Source organism: Polynucleobacter sp. JS-Safj-400b-B2, assembly GCF_018881975.1.
In the GTDB taxonomy this organism is placed as follows: Bacteria; Pseudomonadota; Gammaproteobacteria; order Burkholderiales; family Burkholderiaceae; genus Polynucleobacter.
Map to the genome: position 1 here is coordinate 54647 of NZ_JACVPJ010000003.1, position 17161 is coordinate 71807.

At 46.7% G+C, this 17161-nt stretch carries 18 protein-coding genes and 1 other RNA gene; 11 read left to right on the forward strand and 8 right to left on the reverse strand.

Going from position 1 to position 17161, the window contains the following annotated elements; genetic code table 11:
- The first annotated feature begins 1 nt into the window (after position 1).
- From murU to ruvB, 9 genes are all read left to right on the forward strand, one after another.
- Complete coding sequence (gene murU, locus ICN48_RS04050) at positions 2-718, forward strand: N-acetylmuramate alpha-1-phosphate uridylyltransferase MurU (RefSeq protein WP_216152446.1); 717 nt, start codon at positions 2-4, stop codon at positions 716-718.
- A complete protein-coding gene (gene pepP / locus ICN48_RS04055) occupies positions 711-2078 on the forward strand; it encodes a Xaa-Pro aminopeptidase (RefSeq protein WP_216152447.1) in 1368 nt (455 codons plus the stop codon). Before murU ends, pepP begins: the two co-directional genes overlap by 8 nt.
- 16 nt (positions 2079-2094) lie before the next feature.
- Positions 2095-3264, forward strand: a complete 1170-nt coding sequence (locus ICN48_RS04060) for an FAD-dependent monooxygenase (RefSeq protein WP_216152448.1) — start codon at positions 2095-2097, stop codon at positions 3262-3264.
- A 128-nt stretch (positions 3265-3392) separates the two neighbouring features.
- Positions 3393-4409: a tRNA dihydrouridine synthase DusB gene (gene dusB / locus ICN48_RS04065; RefSeq protein ID WP_216152449.1), complete on the forward strand. Its 1017-nt coding sequence runs from the start codon at positions 3393-3395 to the stop codon at positions 4407-4409.
- Between the two features lie 67 nt (positions 4410-4476).
- Complete coding sequence (locus ICN48_RS04070) at positions 4477-4716, forward strand: helix-turn-helix domain-containing protein (RefSeq protein ID WP_216152450.1); 240 nt, start codon at positions 4477-4479, stop codon at positions 4714-4716.
- 52 nt (positions 4717-4768) lie between these two features.
- The gene (gene purH / locus ICN48_RS04075; RefSeq protein ID WP_216152451.1) at positions 4769-6349 is read left to right on the forward strand and encodes a bifunctional phosphoribosylaminoimidazolecarboxamide formyltransferase/IMP cyclohydrolase; all 1581 of its coding nucleotides are present in this window, start codon (positions 4769-4771) and stop codon (positions 6347-6349) included.
- A 26-nt stretch (positions 6350-6375) separates the two neighbouring features.
- The gene (ruvC, locus tag ICN48_RS04080) at positions 6376-6903 is read left to right on the forward strand and encodes a crossover junction endodeoxyribonuclease RuvC (RefSeq protein ID WP_216152452.1); all 528 of its coding nucleotides are present in this window, start codon (positions 6376-6378) and stop codon (positions 6901-6903) included.
- A 29-nt stretch (positions 6904-6932) separates the two neighbouring features.
- Positions 6933-7514, forward strand: a complete 582-nt coding sequence (gene ruvA / locus ICN48_RS04085; RefSeq protein WP_216152453.1) for a Holliday junction branch migration protein RuvA — start codon at positions 6933-6935, stop codon at positions 7512-7514.
- A gap of 26 nt (positions 7515-7540) precedes the next feature.
- Positions 7541-8611 carry a Holliday junction branch migration DNA helicase RuvB gene (gene ruvB / locus ICN48_RS04090; protein ID WP_216152454.1) on the forward strand — a complete coding sequence of 357 codons (1071 nt, stop codon included), beginning with the start codon at positions 7541-7543 and terminating at the stop codon, positions 8609-8611.
- Here ruvB and tyrS read toward each other — a convergent pair.
- The gene (gene tyrS / locus ICN48_RS04095) at positions 8608-9840 is read right to left on the reverse strand and encodes a tyrosine--tRNA ligase (protein WP_216152455.1); all 1233 of its coding nucleotides are present in this window, start codon (positions 9838-9840) and stop codon (positions 8608-8610) included. The two genes, ruvB and tyrS, sit on opposite strands and share 4 nt — an antisense overlap.
- A 76-nt stretch (positions 9841-9916) precedes the next feature.
- Between tyrS and ICN48_RS04100 the strand changes: the two genes are divergently transcribed.
- Entirely contained in the window at positions 9917-11044 is a 1128-nt protein-coding gene (locus ICN48_RS04100; protein ID WP_216152456.1) for an anhydro-N-acetylmuramic acid kinase, read from the forward strand.
- Positions 11045-11084: 40 nt separating this feature from the next.
- Here ICN48_RS04100 and erpA read toward each other — a convergent pair whose 3' ends face one another.
- The 4 genes from erpA to rplM all read right to left on the reverse strand — a co-directional run bounded on the left by erpA (position 11085) and on the right by rplM (position 13560).
- Positions 11085-11459: an iron-sulfur cluster insertion protein ErpA gene (erpA, locus tag ICN48_RS04105; protein WP_068319574.1), complete on the reverse strand. Its 375-nt coding sequence runs from the start codon at positions 11457-11459 to the stop codon at positions 11085-11087.
- A 68-nt stretch (positions 11460-11527) separates the two neighbouring features.
- Positions 11528-12586, reverse strand: a complete 1059-nt coding sequence (gene argC, locus ICN48_RS04110) for an N-acetyl-gamma-glutamyl-phosphate reductase (RefSeq protein WP_216152457.1) — start codon at positions 12584-12586, stop codon at positions 11528-11530.
- Positions 12587-12720: 134 nt separating this feature from the next.
- A complete protein-coding gene (rpsI, locus tag ICN48_RS04115; RefSeq protein ID WP_072582726.1) occupies positions 12721-13122 on the reverse strand; it encodes a 30S ribosomal protein S9 in 402 nt (133 codons plus the stop codon).
- A gap of 9 nt (positions 13123-13131) precedes the next feature.
- Positions 13132-13560, reverse strand: a complete 429-nt coding sequence (gene rplM, locus ICN48_RS04120) for a 50S ribosomal protein L13 (protein WP_072582725.1) — start codon at positions 13558-13560, stop codon at positions 13132-13134.
- A gap of 410 nt (positions 13561-13970) precedes the next feature.
- On the opposite strand from rplM, the gene ICN48_RS04125 reads away from it, so the two are divergent.
- Complete coding sequence (locus ICN48_RS04125; protein WP_216152458.1) at positions 13971-14393, forward strand: OsmC family protein; 423 nt, start codon at positions 13971-13973, stop codon at positions 14391-14393.
- Here ICN48_RS04125 and rnpB read toward each other — a convergent pair.
- From rnpB to ICN48_RS04140, 3 genes are all read right to left on the reverse strand, one after another.
- Positions 14394-14700, reverse strand: an RNA gene (gene rnpB / locus ICN48_RS04130) — RNase P RNA component class A.
- 58 nt (positions 14701-14758) lie between these two features.
- Positions 14759-15817 carry a dihydroorotase gene (gene pyrC / locus ICN48_RS04135; RefSeq protein ID WP_216152459.1) on the reverse strand — a complete coding sequence of 353 codons (1059 nt, stop codon included), beginning with the start codon at positions 15815-15817 and terminating at the stop codon, positions 14759-14761.
- Position 15818: 1 nt separating this feature from the next.
- Positions 15819-17144, reverse strand: coding sequence for a glycerate kinase (locus ICN48_RS04140; protein WP_216152460.1), 1326 nt, complete (start codon positions 17142-17144; stop codon positions 15819-15821).
- Positions 17145-17161 lie beyond the last annotated feature (17 nt).

Sequence of the window (17161 nt, forward strand, 5' to 3'; positions counted from 1 at the left end):
GATGAGTAAAAGTAATCTGATTCCCTGTTTTTTGCTTGCTGCTGGCAGAGGTGAGCGCATGCGCCCTCTTACGGATGATTTACCTAAACCATTACTCTGTATTCAAAATAAATCTTTACTAGCATGGCATTTGGAGGCCTTAGCAAATGCCCATATTCAAGATGTAGTCATTAATCACGCTTGGTTAGGCGAAAAAATTGAGGCTGCCCTAGGGGATGGAGTGCAATTTGGGCTTCATATTCAGTACTCCCCTGAGGAAAGTGCCCTAGAAACGGCTGGTGGGATTTGCAAGGCGCTACCAATCATTGCTCCAAAAGACTACTTTTTAGTGATTAATGGGGATGTATTTAGCCCGAACTTGCCAATTACTCAACTTTTGGAAACGGTATCCCAGATGCGGATAGCTGGTGGCAAGCCTTTGGCCCACTTATTGATGGTGCCAAACCCAGTCCAACATCCTGAAGGGGATTTTTACCTCCAAGGCACTGCAGTCAACAACATCGAGTCCATTGGAGCCGAAAAGCTCACTTTCTCTGGAATTGGGATTTATCACAAAGACCTCTTCAAGGACCTGGAATTCGGAGCGCCGGCCAAGCTTGCGCCTCTATTGAGAAGTGCAATGGAGCAAAATAAAGTGTCTGGTGAAAAATATCTCGGTCCATGGCACGATGTAGGCACACCTCAACGCTTACATGAGCTTAATGCAGCATATGAATAAAACGAACATTTATCAGCTTCGTAGAAATAAGTTAGCAGAACAAATCTTTGCCAAAAATGGCGGGGGAATTGCTGTCATTTCAACCTCTCCCGAGCTTGCCCGCAATCGTGACAGTGAATTCCCTTATCGCCACGATAGTGACTTTTACTACTTGACGGGTTTCGAAGAGCCGGGCGCTACACTGGTAATGAAAGTTACAGGCAATGGTAAAAATTGCCAGCTTCAATCCCACTTGTTCTGCAGACCCAAAGATCCTGAGCGAGAAATCTGGGATGGTATCCGTCTAGGCCCTGAAGCAGCACCAGAAGCTTTGGGCATTGAATATGCTCACAGCAATAAAGAGTTAGATCAAAAACTCAGTGAGTTATTGGCTGATGAAGATGCGGTGTATATCCGTCTTGCTGAAAGCGCTGAAGCTGATAGACGCTTGCGTCATTGGATGAAACAAGTACGAGCTCAAGCGCGCTCTGGAATAAACCCACCATCTGAGTTTCACGATGTTGAGGCACTCATTCATGAAATGCGTTTATTTAAAGATGCCCATGAAATTGACATCATGCGTCGTGCTGCAGCGATTTCCGCTCGTGGGCATATCCGCGCCATGCAAATCTGCAAGCCTGGCATGCGCGAATACCAACTCGAAGCAGAATTACTGCATGAGTTCCGGAACAGCGGTTCACAAAGCGTTGCCTACAACAGTATTGTTGCCAGCGGTGAAAACTCTTGCATTCTTCACTATCGCGCAGGCGCAACCGAATTACGTAGTGGCGAGCTTTGTCTAATTGATGCTGGGTGCGAACTTGATGGTTATGCATCAGACATCACAAGAACCTTTCCAGTAAACGGAAAATTTACTGGGCCACAACGTGCCCTATATGACATCACCTTAGCCGCGCAAGAGGCTGCGGTAGCAATAACTAAACCTGGCACTACATTTATGCAGCCGCATGAGGCAGCACTAAAAGTGCTTACCCAAGGTCTTCTTGATGAAAAACTGCTCAAACTTGCGGAGCTGGGCTCCTTAGAAAACGCAATTGAGACTGGAGCCTATCGTCGCTTCTATATGCACCGCACATCTCACTGGTTAGGTATGGATGTACATGATGTGGGTTCTTATCGCGAAGCTAGCCAAGAGGCATCCAGCGAAGAAAAGCCATGGCGCATTCTTAAAAGCGGCATGGTGATCACAGTAGAGCCCGGTTTGTATGTCAGGCCTGCGGATGATATTGATGAAAAGTTCTGGAATATCGGTATTCGTATTGAAGATGATGCCGTCATTAATGACTCAGGATGTGAGCTGATTTCTCGTGGCGTGCCTGTCAAGGCTGATGAGATTGAAGCTCTGATGAAAAACGCATAAAGATATTTTAATAAAAATGAGTTCACTAAGGAATCCGCTGAGTTGCGATATCTTGATTCAGGGTGGCGGTCCAGTTGGACTTGCTTGCGCAGCATGGACCTTACAAAAATTTCCTGATCCAAAAATGATCTTACTTGATCGTAACTCTGCCAATGACGACGATTTAGTAAGCGCTGATAGTAGAGGCATTGCCCTTTCACACGGCAGCAAACTCTTGCTCGATACGATTAACGCTTGGCCAAAAGACTTTGCCCAAATTCATCGCGTGCATGTTTCACAGGCAGGTCGCTTCGGCCGCGCACTCATGACGCGAGAAGAGCTCAAGCAAGATGCCTTGGGGCACATTATTCGCTATCGCGATATCCATCTCACTCTGCGCAAAGCCCTGCGAGCTATTCAATTAAAAAGTCCCCACTTTGTTTGGGAGCACATACATAAGGATGCTCAAGAAAGCCAGATCCATGCAAAATGCATTGTGCATGCTGAGGGTGGCTTATTTAAGACGCAAGAATGGGTTGAGTCTGGTCGAGACTATGATCAGTCAGCTCTTGTAGGTTTAGTTGAGGTTGAAAATGCTGAACCTCATCAAGCTTGGGAACGTTTTACTGCAGAAGGTCCTTTGGCCGTATTACCTAGCCACTATGGCGCTAATATTTTGAATCTGGTTTGGTGCGGTTCACCAGAATCTTCACAACATCGCTTACAACTGAGTGATACAGACTTCTTGAGTGAGCTACAAAAAGAATTTGGTTCACGCATCGGACGCTTCCTAAAAATTCAAGATCGTCGTTTGTATGAACTTGGTTTGAACTTTCGCAAAGAAATTACTAAAGGCAATGAAGTTTGGATTGGTAATGCTGCGCAAACTTTGCACCCAGTAGCGGGCCAAGGCTTGAATTTGGGATTACGAGATGCCTTCTTGCTATCTGAGAAGTTGGTTGAGGTATTTTCTGGATCCACAGAAGAACAATTTCCAGCAGATGTGGAAAATGTACTGCAGAGTTATGCCCAAAGTCGCAAGGCTGATAGAACAACCACCATTGGTCTTACCGACTTCATGGCCAGAGTATTTACTTCTAGTCTAGCTCCAATCGTGATGGCTCGTGGATTAGCCTTATCTGCCCTCCAGTGGCTTCCACCAGTCAAAACAGCCTTAGCTCGCCAGATGATGTTTGGTAGGCGCTAAAGGGCTTAGATAGCCCCCAAAATAGAAACCTTCGCCGTTTGATCTGGAACAAGCTATTTGCCTATTTTTTAGGCAAATTTAGGGGTGAATGTGCTAAAGTGTCATGCTTTCCGCCCAAGCCCTTTTAGATGAACATTGGCCCTCACCTCCTCGCAAATAAGTTATTTGTAGCCCCCATGGCTGGGGTAACAGACCGCCCGTTTAGACAGCTTTGTAAGAAACTAGGCGCTGGATACGCCGTCTCTGAAATGGTGGCCTCAAATGCCTTGCTTTGGAAAAGCGAAAAAACGCAGCGTCGTGCCAACCATGTTGGTGAATTCAAGCCGATTGCTGTCCAAATTGCAGGGGCTGATCCAGCGATGATGGCGGCAGCGGCAAAAATCAACGTAGATCATGGCGCCCAAATTATTGATATCAATATGGGATGCCCTGCTAAGAAAGTTTGCAATGTGGCGGCTGGCTCCGCACTATTACGCGATGAGCCCTTAGTGCAGCAAATTCTAGAAGCAGTTGTCAATGCTGTTGGAATTGGGCCAGATGCAGTACCGGTGACTTTAAAGATTCGGACGGGATGGGATCGCGAGCACAAGAATGCTATTGAGATTGCGCGTCTTGCAGAAAAATCCGGCATCTCCATGCTCACCGTTCATGGTCGCACTAGAGCTGACTTATATCACGGTGAGGCAGAGTATGAAACGATTACCGCAGTCAAAAATAGCGTGGGTATTCCAGTAGTTGCTAATGGCGATATCACCAGCCCAGAAAAAGCGGAACAAGTGTTAAGAATCACTGGTGCTGATGCCATCATGATTGGTCGAGCCGCTCAGGGTCGCCCTTGGATCTTCCGTGAAATCAACCACTATCTCGAAACGGGTGGCAAGCTACCAACCCCGGAGATCAATGAGATTCAGGCCATCATGAATGGGCATCTAATAGACCACTACGAATTCTATGGCGAACATATTGGTCTTCGTACTGCTCGTAAGCACATTGGCTGGTATTGCAAGGGTTTGCGTGATTCACATGCTTTCCGTCAGCGCATGAATAATGCAGACGATTGCAAAACCCAACTGCAAATGGTCAATGATTATTTTGACGAGATGAAATCCCATTCTGACCGCTTATTATTTTTGGAAGCGGCATAGTTCTGCACTTATTTAATTCTCTAATTGTAGTTTTCTTATTTTTTTGTTTTTGTATTGATAGATTGTTATGACCAATAAGCACCCGATTACCGAATGTATAGAAACCCAATTGCAGGATTACCTGCATGACCTCAAAGGAACAGCGCCGACTGATATTTATCAAATGGTATTGGCTGTGGTCGAAAAACCGATGCTCGAATTAGTAATGCAGCATGCCAAGCAAAACCAATCGTTAGCAGCTCAATATCTGGGCATTAATCGCAATACTCTGCATAAGAAGCTCGTTGAGCATCAACTACTGAAGTAATCGCAAACATCACTAATAACAAAGCCATTTCTTAAATTAAGCTCCGAAAACCATGATCCGTACAGCCCTCCTCTCCGTCTCTGATAAAAATGGCATCCTGCCTTTTGCTAAAGCCCTCCATGAGCAAGGCGTTAAGCTCATTTCTACTGGGGGTACCGCAAAACTCTTGGCTGAAAATAATCTACCCGTTGTAGAGGTTTCTTCCTTGACGAAATTCCCAGAAATGCTGGATGGTCGCGTAAAAACCCTCCACCCGATGGTGCATGGCGGCTTATTGGCTCGTAGAGATTTTCCAGAGCATATGGCGGCTTTAAAAGAGCATGGCATTGATACGATTGATATGCTTGTCATCAACCTTTACCCATTCAATGAAACTGTTGCTAAAGAAAGCTGTTCATTTGAAGATGCGGTTGAAAATATTGACATTGGCGGTCCAGCAATGCTTCGTGCTGCCGCAAAGAATCACCAAGACGTTACCGTATTGATCTCACCAGAAGATTACGCCCCCGTCTTAGCTGAAATGAAAGCCAATAACAATGTAGTTTCTTACAAGACCAATTTAGCTTTAGCTAAAAAAGTATTTGCCCATACCGCGCAATACGATGGTGCGATTGCCAACTATCTCTCAGCTTTGGGTGATGACTTAGATCACAAAGCACGTTCTGCATACCCAGAAACTTTGCACCTTGCCTTTGAAAAAGTACAAGAGATGCGTTACGGTGAGAACCCACACCAATCTGCAGCGTTCTACAAAGATATCTATTCAGTAGATGGTGCACTAGCCAATTACAAACAACTACAAGGCAAAGAGCTTTCTTACAACAACATTGCAGATGCTGATTCTGCCTGGGAATGCGTCAAGAGCTTTTCTGGCAATGCCGGTGGCGCTGCAGCTTGCGTCATCATTAAGCACGCCAACCCTTGTGGCGTAGCGGTTGGCGCCACAGCGCTTGAAGCTTATCAAAAAGCATTTAAAACCGATCCCAGCTCAGCCTTTGGCGGCATTATTGCCTTTAACGTTCCTTGTGACGGCGCCGCCGCTGAAGCCATCTCCAAGCAATTTGTAGAAGTATTGATTGCTCCTAACTTTAGCGATGAAGCCAAAGCGATCTTTGCTGCAAAACAAAATGTACGTCTACTAGAGATTCCATTAGGCAATACATTTAATACTTTTGACTTCAAACGCGTTGGTGGTGGCTTGCTCGTGCAGTCTCCTGATGCCAAGAACGTTCTCGAAAGTGAAATGCGCGTTGTCAGCAAGCGCCTGCCAACTCCAAGCGAAATGCACGACATGATGTTTGCATGGCGCGTAGCCAAGTTTGTGAAATCCAATGCCATTGTGTATTGCGCTAATGGGATGACTCTTGGTATCGGTGCCGGTCAAATGAGCCGCGTAGACTCTGCGCGCATGGCTAGCATCAAGGCTGAGAACGCTGGCTTAAGCCTTAAAGGTTCTGCAGTAGCAAGCGATGCGTTCTTTCCGTTCCGTGATGGCTTAGATGTGGTTGTGAATGGTGGCGCAAGCTGCGCCATTCAGCCAGGTGGCAGTATGCGTGACGATGAAATCATTGCGGCAGCAAATGAGCATGGTATTGCCATGATCTTTACTGGCACGCGTCACTTCCGCCACTAAGAAAACAGGAAGTAATAAACAAACTTATGCGCTGGATAGGGATCGACCCAGGTTTACGGACCACCGGTTTTGGAGTCATTGATGTTGATGGCCAAAAGCTGACCTACGTAGCTTCTGGAACAATTGAGAGTGGCGACCCAGACAAAGGCTTACCTGAGCGCTTAGGCGCCCTCTATGCTGGTGTCAAAGAAGTTCTAGAGACCTATCGACCAGAGTCTGCTGCAATTGAAGAGGTCTTCTTAAACGTCAATCCTCGTTCCACACTCATGTTGGGTCAGGCACGGGGCGCTGTCATTGCTGCCCTTGTTTCAGAAAAACTCCCAGTAGCCGAATATAGCGCCCTTCGCGTCAAGCAAGCTATTGTGGGTACGGGCCGCGCAGCCAAACCGCAGGTTCAGGAAATGGTGAAGCGCCTCCTAAGACTCAATCGTGCCCCAGGCACTGATGCGTCTGATGCGCTGGGTGTTGCTATTTGCGCCGCTCACCATGCACAAATACCAAAAGCAATTACCGCAGCCACTCAAGCATTAGTCCCCAAGAAACGCAGCAAGTAAAAATACACAGCACAGGTTAAGATCTCTACATGATTGGTCGCATTCAAGGTACTCTCGTTTCAGTTCACCCTCCTCGTCTTTTGGTCGATTGCCAAGGTATTGGCTATGAGGTTGATGTACCGATGAGCACTTTGTATCAGCTGCCTCAAGCAGGTCAAAAAATTACCCTACTGACACATTTCCAGGTTCGTGAAGATGCACAGCAACTCTTCGGATTTGCCACAGAGACTGAACGTGAAGCATTTAGACAACTCATCAAGATTAGTGGCGTCGGTTCGCGCACAGCACTAGCAGTCCTCTCCGGCATGAGTGTGAATGAACTGGCGCAAGCTATTGCGCTTCAAGAAGCCGGACGACTTACCCAAGTACCTGGCATTGGTAAGAAAACTGCTGAGCGTCTCTGCCTAGAGCTCAAAGGCAAGCTAGCTCCAGACCTAGGCATTACCGGCGACAAACCCCAGGCGATTGAAGCAAGTAGCGAAGTATTGCAAGCACTCTTGGCTTTAGGCTACTCAGAAAAAGAAGCGCTTATGGCACTCAAGCAAATTCCACCCGATACCAGTGTTTCTGATGGCATTCGTATGGGCTTGAAGTATCTATCTAAAGCCTAATAGCCAAACAGCACTAAACTCTCAGCATGGCAATACACACAGACGACCTCAGCTCTATTCCTGAAGATTTACCGGAGAATACCGACCGCATTGTGAGTGGTTCAGCCGGCAATACTGAAGCCGTTTTTGAAAGAGCTCTTCGTCCTAAACAGCTTGATGAGTATGTTGGCCAAACCAAAGCCCGCGCCCAATTAGAAATCTTTATTAGCGCTACAAGAGCACGCCAAGAGGCCCTAGATCACGTTCTCTTGTTTGGGCCTCCTGGTCTTGGTAAAACCACCTTAGCCCACATCATTGCCAGAGAACTTGGCGTAAATCTGCGTCAAACCAGCGGACCCGTTCTAGATAGGCCAGGCGATCTTGCTGCCTTACTCACTAATTTAGAAGAAAACGACGTTCTCTTTATTGATGAGATTCATCGCCTCTCTCCAGTTGTGGAAGAAATCCTATATCCGGCATTAGAGGACTACAGCCTAGACATCATGATCGGCGAAGGTCCTGCAGCGCGCAGCGTAAAGATTGATCTCAAACCATTTACCCTGATCGGCGCAACTACTCGTGCCGGCATGCTGACCAACCCATTGCGTGATCGTTTTGGCATTGTGGCTAGACTCGAGTTCTACACGACTGAAGAGCTCACTAAGATCATTAATCGTTCAGCCAGTTTGCTCAAAGCTGATATTGATCCAGAAGGCTCCGTAGAAATTGCAAAGCGTGCTCGTGGCACTCCTCGTATTGCTAACCGCTTATTACGCCGCGTACGTGACTATGCAGAAGTAAAGGGCACCGGCACCATTACTAAGGCTATGGCGGATGCTGCACTCAAGATGCTAGATGTGGATCCAAGTGGCTTTGATGTGATGGACAGAAAACTCTTAGAAGCAATCTTGCACAAGTTTGATGGTGGCCCAGTAGGCATTGATAACTTGGCAGCAGCTATCGGCGAAGAGCGCGATACGATTGAAGATGTTCTTGAGCCCTATTTGATTCAACAGGGCTACTTGCAAAGAACCTCAAGAGGCAGAGTAGCAACCCGCCAGGCTTATGAGCACTTTGGTTTAACACCGCCAAGTGGCAGTGCTAGCTTGGATATTTAAGCCAGGGTCACTTTCGCAAACTTACGTTTTCCAACCTGTACTACGTAAGTACCAGCCTCCACCTTTAACTGTTTATCGGTGATCGTCGCACCATCTATCTTCACACCGTTTTGCTCAATATTGCGCATCGCTTCAGATGTCGATGGAGCAAGGCCTGCAGCCTTCAAAAGATTGGCGATTGCCATAGGCGCACCAGAGAGATTTACTTCTGGAATGTCATCGGGTACACCACCTTTAGCGCGGTGATTAAAGTCCTCTAAGGCTTTTTCGGCAGCCGCTTGCGAGTGGAAGCGTGCCACGATTTCTTGAGCAAGAAGTACTTTGCAGTCTTTTGGATTGCGACCTGCAGCAACTTCTTGCTTCATCAAATCAATTTCAGCCATTGGACGGAATGACAGCAATGTGAAATAGTCCCACATCAAATCATCCGAAATGCTAAGGAGCTTGCCAAACATATCGCCAGCAGGCTCGCTGATGCCAATGTAATTGCCTTTGGACTTACTCATCTTCTCAACGCCGTCCAGACCAACTAGTAATGGCATCGTCAAAATACATTGGGGTTCTTGGCCATACTCACGCTGGAGCTCACGCCCAACTAAAAGATTAAATTTTTGATCTGTACCACCCAACTCTAAATCACTCTTGAGTGCAACAGAGTCATAACCTTGCATGAGTGGATATAAAAACTCATGAATTGAAATGGGCACGCCATTGCGATAGCGCTTAGTAAAGTCATCACGCTCTAACATGCGAGCAACAGTATGTTTAGCAGCCAACTGAATCATGCCGCGCGCGCCTAAGGGATCACACCACTCACTGTTGTAGCGCACTTCAGTTTTAGAAGGATCGAGGACCATGCTCGCTTGGCGATAATAAGTTTCTGCATTGAGGGCAATTTCTTCTGCGGTCAAAGGAGGGCGAGTTGCATTACGACCTGATGGATCACCAATCATGCTCGTAAAGTCACCGATCAAGAAAATAACGGTATGACCTAAATCTTGTAGCTGACGTAACTTATTCAAAACAACGGTATGCCCCAGATGAATATCAGGAGCCGTAGGATCTAAACCTAATTTAATCCGCAGTGGTGTCTTGGTAGCTTGGCTACGAGCCAGTTTCTGAACCCAGTCTGCTTCAACTAATAGCTCATCGCAGCCACGCTTGGTGACTTCGAGCGCCGCAAAGACTTCGGGGGTCAAAGGATATTTTTGTTCTGGTTTAGCCGTCATGCTGATTCGGATTGCTGATTCAGTTAAATTAGTAGTTAAATTGCTAAAGCATAATTGTCGCATTCCTGAGAGCCCCATGAACAAACCCCATTCCCTCTATATCGGCCTGATGTCTGGCACCAGTCTAGATGGGATAGATGCTGTTCTAGCCAAGATAGGGCCTAATGGGGAAGCTAGTGCACTAGACGCCATTAGCGTCCCTTTCTCAGCGGAGCTCCGTAACGCCCTATCTGAGCTCCAAAGCCCTGGTCCAAATGAGCTCCACCGAGAAAAACAAGCAGGAAATGCTTTGGCCCTGGCCTATGCAGAAGCAGTTAGCCAGCTACTCAGAAAAGCAAATCTACAGCCGTCTAATATCACTGCCATCGGTGCGCATGGTCAGACCATTCGCCACCAACCTCATCTGGGTGAAATGGCCTACACACATCAAACCCTGAATCCAGCCCTCTTAGCAGAAAAGACTGGTATTGATGTCATCGCCGATTTTAGAAGTCGGGATTTGGCTGCAGGTGGGCATGGTGCGCCTTTAGTACCTGCATTTCATGCGCAGCAATTTGTAGAAGATAAACATTTAGCCATTCTCAATATTGGTGGCATTGCTAATCTCACATTACTTCCCAAGAATGGTGAAGTTACTGGCTTTGATTGTGGGCCGGGAAATATGCTGATGGATGCGTGGATACAAGAGCATCAAGGCAACGCATTTGATGAGAATGGCAACTGGGCATTGCAGGGAAAAGTTAATGAAGCATTACTTGCGAAAATGTTAGCCGATCCCTTCTTCGCCAAAGTCCCGCCCAAGAGTACTGGTAGAGATGACTTTCATCTTGCTTGGTTACAAGAAAAAATAAGTGCTGTTAATTATCTTTGTGAAGATGTACAGGCAACCTTACTTCATCTAACGGCCCACTCGGCCCTCGAAGCTTTAGCACATCATGCCCCGCAAACCCAGAAGCTGATTGTCTGTGGTGGTGGCGCCCGAAATAATGCATTGATGAATTTATTCAAAGTGAAGTCGCGGCATTTCTTCAAACAGCCATTAGAAATTACTACAAGTGAATCCGCAGGGATTGATCCGCAGCTTGTGGAAGGCCTTGCCTTTGCATGGCTTGCGTGGGCTCATAAAGAAAAACGGCCAGCAAATTTGCCAGCCGTTACGGGAGCGAAGGGTCCTAGAATTCTAGGCGCTTGTTACCCAGCTTAACTTCGCTGCTTAATTAAATATTAATTAAGTTCGTTTTTATTTAAGCAGAGAAAGATGATCCGCAACCACAAGTAGTTTGCGCATTTGGATTCTTAATCACAAACTGTGAACCGTTGATGTCTTCTTTGTAATCAATCTCAGCGCCAACTAAATATTGGAAACTCATTGAATCAACTAATAAAGTAACACCGTTCTTTTCAAAGAGAGTGTCATCTTCATTCACAGCATCATCAAATGTGAAGCCATACTGAAATCCTGAGCAACCGCCACCTTGGACGAATACGCGCAATTTCAACTCTGGATTACCTTCTTCGGCAATCAAGTCCGCCACTTTTGCAGCAGCGCTGTCCGTGAACACCAATGGGGTTGGTGGTTCAGCTAAATCTTGTGCAGGTTGTGTAGCTAATTCAGTCATGATTTACTCCTAATTCAAAAGGCAATATCTTATTTTAGGCTTTTAATGGCCAGTTTGCTGAAGGGTCATTACGGCGATACAGCAATCTGGGTGAGGCCTGTCGTCTCCGGGAGGCCAAACATGAGGTTCATGCACTGGACTCCCTGGCCTGAAGCACCCTTCACCAAGTTATCTTCCACCACCAAAATAACTAAAGTATCACCGCCGCCTGGACGATGAATCGCAATCCGAATACCATTACTACCCCTTACAGAGCGTGTTTCTGGGTGACTACCTGCAGGCATCACATCCACAAAAGGCTCGTCTTTGTAGAAATTCTCATAAAGCTTTTGGTAATCGACCTCTTTGCCAGCATCAGTCAAACGCACATACAAGGTCGAATGAATACCTCTAATCATCGGCGTTAGATGTGGCACAAAGGTCAAACCAATCTGATCATGGCCAGCAATTGCCTTTAAGCCCTGCTCGATTTCCGGTAAATGGCGATGTCCCTTCACGCTGTAAGCCTTGAAGTTATCACTTGCCTCAGACAATAGTGTGCCGATCTCTGCTTTACGTCCAGCGCCAGAAGTTCCTGACTTAGAGTCAGAAATAATATGGCTACCATCGATCAGCTGTTTACCACCTGTTGATTGCGGTGAAAGTAATGGTGCGAGGCCAAGCTGCACTGAAGTTGGGTAGCAGCCTGCCAAACCAATCACGCGGGCCTTCTTAATGGCATCACGATTGATCTCTGGTAAACCATAAACTGCTTCTGCCAAAATTTCTGGGCAGGTGTGCTCCATGCCATACCACTTTGCGAACTCTTTGACATCCTTCAAACGAAAGTCTGCGGCAAGATCCAAAATCTTCACATTGTTAGCGAGTAATTCTTTTGCCTGCGCCATCGCAACGCCATGCGGAGTTGCAAAGAACACCACATCACATTCATTAAGCTTAGCCTCATCAGGCGTTGTAAATTTCAGAGAAACACGGCCACGTAAAGATGGGAACATATCAGCTACTGGCATGCCAGCTTCTGTGCGAGAAGTAATTGCAGTGAGCTCTACCTCAGGATGCTGCGCCAATAAACGCAACAACTCCACTCCAGTATATCCAGTGCCGCCTACGATACCAACTTTAATCATGTCACTCTCCAAAATGCGCTATATCGAAATTATCGTATAGAGCTTACTACTTGATTCTTACGATTGTCTTAATTGTAGAAACAAAAAGGGCCGCTTGCGCGACCCTTTCGATAAAACTTGAGCGACTGAAAGAATTAGCGCTTGCTGAACTGCTTACGACGACGCGCGCCGTGCAGACCAACCTTTTTACGCTCAACTTCACGAGCATCGCGAGTTACCAAGCCTGCTTTAGACAGGGCTGGCTTCAAAGCGTTGTCGTAGTCGATCAATGCACGAGTAACGCCGTGACGAACTGCACCAGCTTGGCCAGTTTCACCGCCACCAGAAACGTTTACTTTGATATCAAAGGTCGTTAAGTGGGCTGTGAGAGCCAAAGGCTGACGTGCAATCATGCGTGATGTTTCACGAGCAAAGTATGCGTCGATAGGCTTACCATTAACAATGATTTCGCCTTTGCCAGATTTAATGAATACACGCGCCACAGAACTCTTGCGACGACCAGTACCGTAATTCCAATTTCCGTAATTAATAGCCATTTGGGTTCCTTAAATCTCTAACGCTTTAGGCTGTTGAGCCGTGTGCGGATGATTAGCGTCGCCATAAACTTTCAATTTCTTGATCATGGCATAGCCTAGTGGGCCTTTTGGCAACATACCCTTCACAGCCTTCTCCAAAGCGCGACCTGGGAAACGGTCTTGCATCTTGTCGAAGTTAGTCGAGCTAATACCACCTGGGTATCCACTGTGACGGTAATAAATTTTGTTCAAGCCTTTTGTGCCAGTGACACGGAGCTTAGAAGAATTGATAACGACAATAAAGTCGCCAGTATCAACGTGTGGGGTGTATTCAGGCTTGTGCTTGCCGCGTAGACGGAGTGCCACTTCACTGGCGACACGACCGAGGACTTTGTCCGTAGCGTCAATCACGAACCATTCATGCACTACCTCATGGGATTTTGCAGAAAAAGTTTTCATGATTTCTCAAATTGTTATGGTCAAAAAAATTACCCCAACCAAACTACGTCCACCTTGGCCCTGCTTATGTTTGCAAGCTCGCAGATTCTGCAATTTAACTGGTACAACAAATTACCGCTGACCGGCTCGGTAATTCAGTAAAGCCTTGAATTGTAACCTAAAAAAAACCCAGGAACGAGTCCTGGGTTGGAATCCACCTATGTTTGGGTGGAGGAGACACTGGGAGGTAAGTCGCAGTCTTATACAAGACTGACTACCAATATGGTTATTCTACACAAGGATTATGGTGCAACGCAAGAATATTGACCAAAATCAATATTTTTATGTTGCTGTGCAGCAACTTAGTTTCCCTTAAAATAGGTAAACTATTGATAATATTGGTTAATTTAGTAAGTTAGGGGTCACTAATAATGGAATGTCGAGTAAGTTGGTTGGGTAATGGCGGTATGGCTTTTTCTGCAGAAACTGGCAGCGGCCACCTTGTAAACATGGATGGCGCACCTGAAGCCGGCGGCAGAAACCTCGCCCCAAGGCCAATGGAACTCCTTTTAGCGGGCGCGGGCGGCTGCTCAGCCTTTGATGTGGTTTTAATCCTACAAAGGGCCCGTCAGGCTATTAGCGGCTGTGAAGTGGCTCTCCAGGCAGAAAGAGCTACAGAAGACCCTAAAGTCTTTACCAAGATCAATTTGCACTTCATTGTTAAGGGCAAAGATCTTGACCAGGCAAAGGTAGATCGCGCCGTAAAGCTTTCTCATGAAAAGTATTGCTCAGCCACAACCATGTTGGCCAAAACAGCAGAGCTGACTTACAGCGTCGAAATCATTTCAGAATAAGTGCAGAGTCAATCGATAAGCCGGATTCTGTCGCCTAGATTTGCATCTAGGGGCAATCATTCCTCTAGGCCGTTAGTTACCTAACGGCTCAAGCTCCCTACCCGCAGACTCAGCGGGACGCCTCATCGTCTGCTTACTTGGGATTGCTCCGGGTGGAGGTTACCGCGTTTCACCGTAACTAAATACGCTCGTCTCTGTGGCCCTATTCCTCACGTCGCCGTGGATGGCCGTTAGCCATCACCCCTCCCTATGGAGTCCGGACTTTCCTCCCCCTCAATAAAGAGGCGGCGATTGCCCAATTGACTCTGCGACTGCAGTCTAACGCAGTCAGGAGAATTTGGCTAAGAAACGAATGATTTGATTTTTTAAACGAGTGACCAGGCGACGGTTTCACCAGCACGTAGTGGCACGATAGTGGCATCACCTAAAGGCAATTCCGCTGGAATACTTTGCGCTTGTTTGACCAAAATAATTGTTTTGCTATTTCGCGGCATTGAATAAAAGTCTGGACCAAAGAAACTAGCAAAGCCCTCTAGCCTATCTAACTTGCCAACACTCTCAAATGCTTCCGCATATAAACCTAGAGCATTAAAGGCGCTGTAACAACCGGCACAACCACAAGCGGCTTCCTTAGCACCCTTGGCATGCGGTGCACTATCAGTACCCAAAAAGAAGCGAGAGTTACCACTAGTGGCAGCGTCTAATAAAGCAACGCGATGCTCTTCACGCTTGAGTACTGGCAAACAATAATTATGCGGACGAATACCGCCAGCAAAAATCGCATTACGATTCATTAGCAAATGTTGTGGGGTAATGGTTGCTGCAATCGTATTGTTTACACTCGTCACCGTATCACGTACATAGTGAGCCGCTTGTTTAGTGGTGATGTGCTCAAACACAATCTTGAGTTCAGGCAATTTTTTGCGTAAGGGCTCTAATACCGCATCAATAAATACCGCCTCACGATCAAAGATGTCAATATCCGCATGTGTCACTTCACCGTGCACAAGCAAGGGCATTCCAACCGCTTGCATCGCTTCTAATGCAGCATGGCAATGCTTGAGGTCACTGACACCTGCATCACTATTCGTAGTTGCGCCCGCAGGATATAACTTAAAACCTACAATGCCTGCGGCTTTGGCCTTATGCACTTCATCTGCAGACGTATTGTCAGTGAGATATAAAGTCATTAAAGGAGTGAAGTCACTGACACCCAGAGACCTTAAATTCGATTCAATGCGAGATTGATAGGCCTTAGCCAAATCCACAGTAGTTACTGGTGGCTTGAGATTGGGCATGATGATGGCGCGTGCAAATTGGCGCGCAGTATCAGCCAATACATCTTTCATCACTTCACCATCACGAATATGCAAGTGCCAATCGTCTGGTTGAATCAATTGAATTTGAGTAGGGCTATTGGACATATTATTTTTCTAGCAAGATGATGCGGAAATCATTCACATTAGTAAGTGTAGGGCCAGTTTCCACTAAAGCACCTAATTCTGCAAAGAAGCCATAGCAATCATGTGCTGATAAGAATTTCTCTGGCACCAGGCCTGCGGTCTGGCTAGCTTGGCGCACGGCGCTATCAAACCAGGCTCCAGCATTCTTTTCGCTGCCATCAACTCCATCGGTATCCGCAGCCAAAGCAGCCATTCTTGACAAATCAAAACTAGCAGTCAAAAGTGATAGCAGGTATTCACTGCAACGACCACCACGGCCTTTTATGCCTACTGGAATGGTAACGGTACATTCACCACCTGAAATGAGTGCAAGCGGCTTATCAATTCCCTTGGCCATATAGTCACGAGCTAACGCCGCCTGCTCCACGCCAACTTCATGCGCTTCACCAGTAATAGTATCTCCTAAAACAATGGGCTCGTAACCCTGCGTGCGCACATAGTCAGCGGCAGCCTCTAAACTTTTATAGGCAGTTGCAATCACATGGTTGGCCACTTGAGCGGAGATTAAATCAGAATCTTTTAGAGTCTCTGGCTTTTCTCCCACTAAACCTTGTTTGAGATGACTTAACACTGATCCAGGAATAACAGATTCATCCAAATCATATTTTCCCAAGATGTTGAGTGCATCTAAATACGTTGAGTAGTCAGCAGCACATGGACCACTAGCTATATCTGCAGGTGAATCACCTGTGACATCAGAAATTAATAGTGCCTCTACTCGTGCACCACGCTCAATCGCAACCCTAGCTAAATTGCCACCTAGGATTGCAGACACATGTTTACGTACTACATTCATTTCTTCAATTGGTGCACCACTACGCAAGAGCGCTTCAGTGGTCTTGCGCATGTCATCAATGGAAATGCCTTCTTGCGGCAAGGTGAGCAGGCTTGAGCCTCCTCCAGATACCAGGGCAATCAATACATCACCCTGTCTCAGAGTATTTGTTAACGCTAAGACTTCTTTTGCCCCATCCATGCCAGCCTGATCGGGCACTGGATGCCCTGCTTCCACGACCTTGATAACGGTAGTTGGTGACCTATGGCCATAACGCGTGAGCACAACTCCCTCTAATTTCACTTGCGGCCAATACACCTTGGCATATGCTTCTAATGCGCTCGCCATAGATGCACTAGCTTTCCCTGCGCCAACAACTAAGCATCTGCCAGTAGGCTCTTGACCCCTTGGAAATATCTTTGCCAAGTGCTGAGGAACAATGACTTGCGGATCCGCTACAGCAACAGCAGCAGTAAAAGCATTTTTGAGAATTGTTTCTTTATTTACTGACATAGAGGGCGAAGAAATAA

Coding starts and splice junctions, on each gene's coding strand:
- ruvC (WP_216152452.1), top strand. CDS start 6,376: ATGCGCTGGATAGGGATCGACCCAGGTTTACGGACCACCGGTTTTGGA.
- pyrC (WP_216152459.1), bottom strand. CDS start 15,817: ATGTCCAATAGCCCTACTCAAATTCAATTGATTCAACCAGACGATTGG.
- argC (WP_216152457.1), bottom strand. CDS start 12,586: ATGATTAAAGTTGGTATCGTAGGCGGCACTGGATATACTGGAGTGGAG.
- tyrS (WP_216152455.1), bottom strand. CDS start 9,840: ATGACGGCTAAACCAGAACAAAAATATCCTTTGACCCCCGAAGTCTTT.
- dusB (WP_216152449.1), top strand. CDS start 3,393: ATGAACATTGGCCCTCACCTCCTCGCAAATAAGTTATTTGTAGCCCCC.
- ICN48_RS04125 (WP_216152458.1), top strand. CDS start 13,971: ATGGAATGTCGAGTAAGTTGGTTGGGTAATGGCGGTATGGCTTTTTCT.
- rplM (WP_072582725.1), bottom strand. CDS start 13,560: ATGAAAACTTTTTCTGCAAAATCCCATGAGGTAGTGCATGAATGGTTC.
- ICN48_RS04140 (WP_216152460.1), bottom strand. CDS start 17,144: ATGTCAGTAAATAAAGAAACAATTCTCAAAAATGCTTTTACTGCTGCT.
- purH (WP_216152451.1), top strand. CDS start 4,769: ATGATCCGTACAGCCCTCCTCTCCGTCTCTGATAAAAATGGCATCCTG.
- ICN48_RS04070 (WP_216152450.1), top strand. CDS start 4,477: ATGACCAATAAGCACCCGATTACCGAATGTATAGAAACCCAATTGCAG.
- ICN48_RS04060 (WP_216152448.1), top strand. CDS start 2,095: ATGAGTTCACTAAGGAATCCGCTGAGTTGCGATATCTTGATTCAGGGT.
- erpA (WP_068319574.1), bottom strand. CDS start 11,459: ATGACTGAATTAGCTACACAACCTGCACAAGATTTAGCTGAACCACCA.
- rpsI (WP_072582726.1), bottom strand. CDS start 13,122: ATGGCTATTAATTACGGAAATTGGAATTACGGTACTGGTCGTCGCAAG.
- pepP (WP_216152447.1), top strand. CDS start 711: ATGAATAAAACGAACATTTATCAGCTTCGTAGAAATAAGTTAGCAGAA.
- ICN48_RS04100 (WP_216152456.1), top strand. CDS start 9,917: ATGAACAAACCCCATTCCCTCTATATCGGCCTGATGTCTGGCACCAGT.
- murU (WP_216152446.1), top strand. CDS start 2: ATGAGTAAAAGTAATCTGATTCCCTGTTTTTTGCTTGCTGCTGGCAGA.
- ruvA (WP_216152453.1), top strand. CDS start 6,933: ATGATTGGTCGCATTCAAGGTACTCTCGTTTCAGTTCACCCTCCTCGT.
- ruvB (WP_216152454.1), top strand. CDS start 7,541: ATGGCAATACACACAGACGACCTCAGCTCTATTCCTGAAGATTTACCG.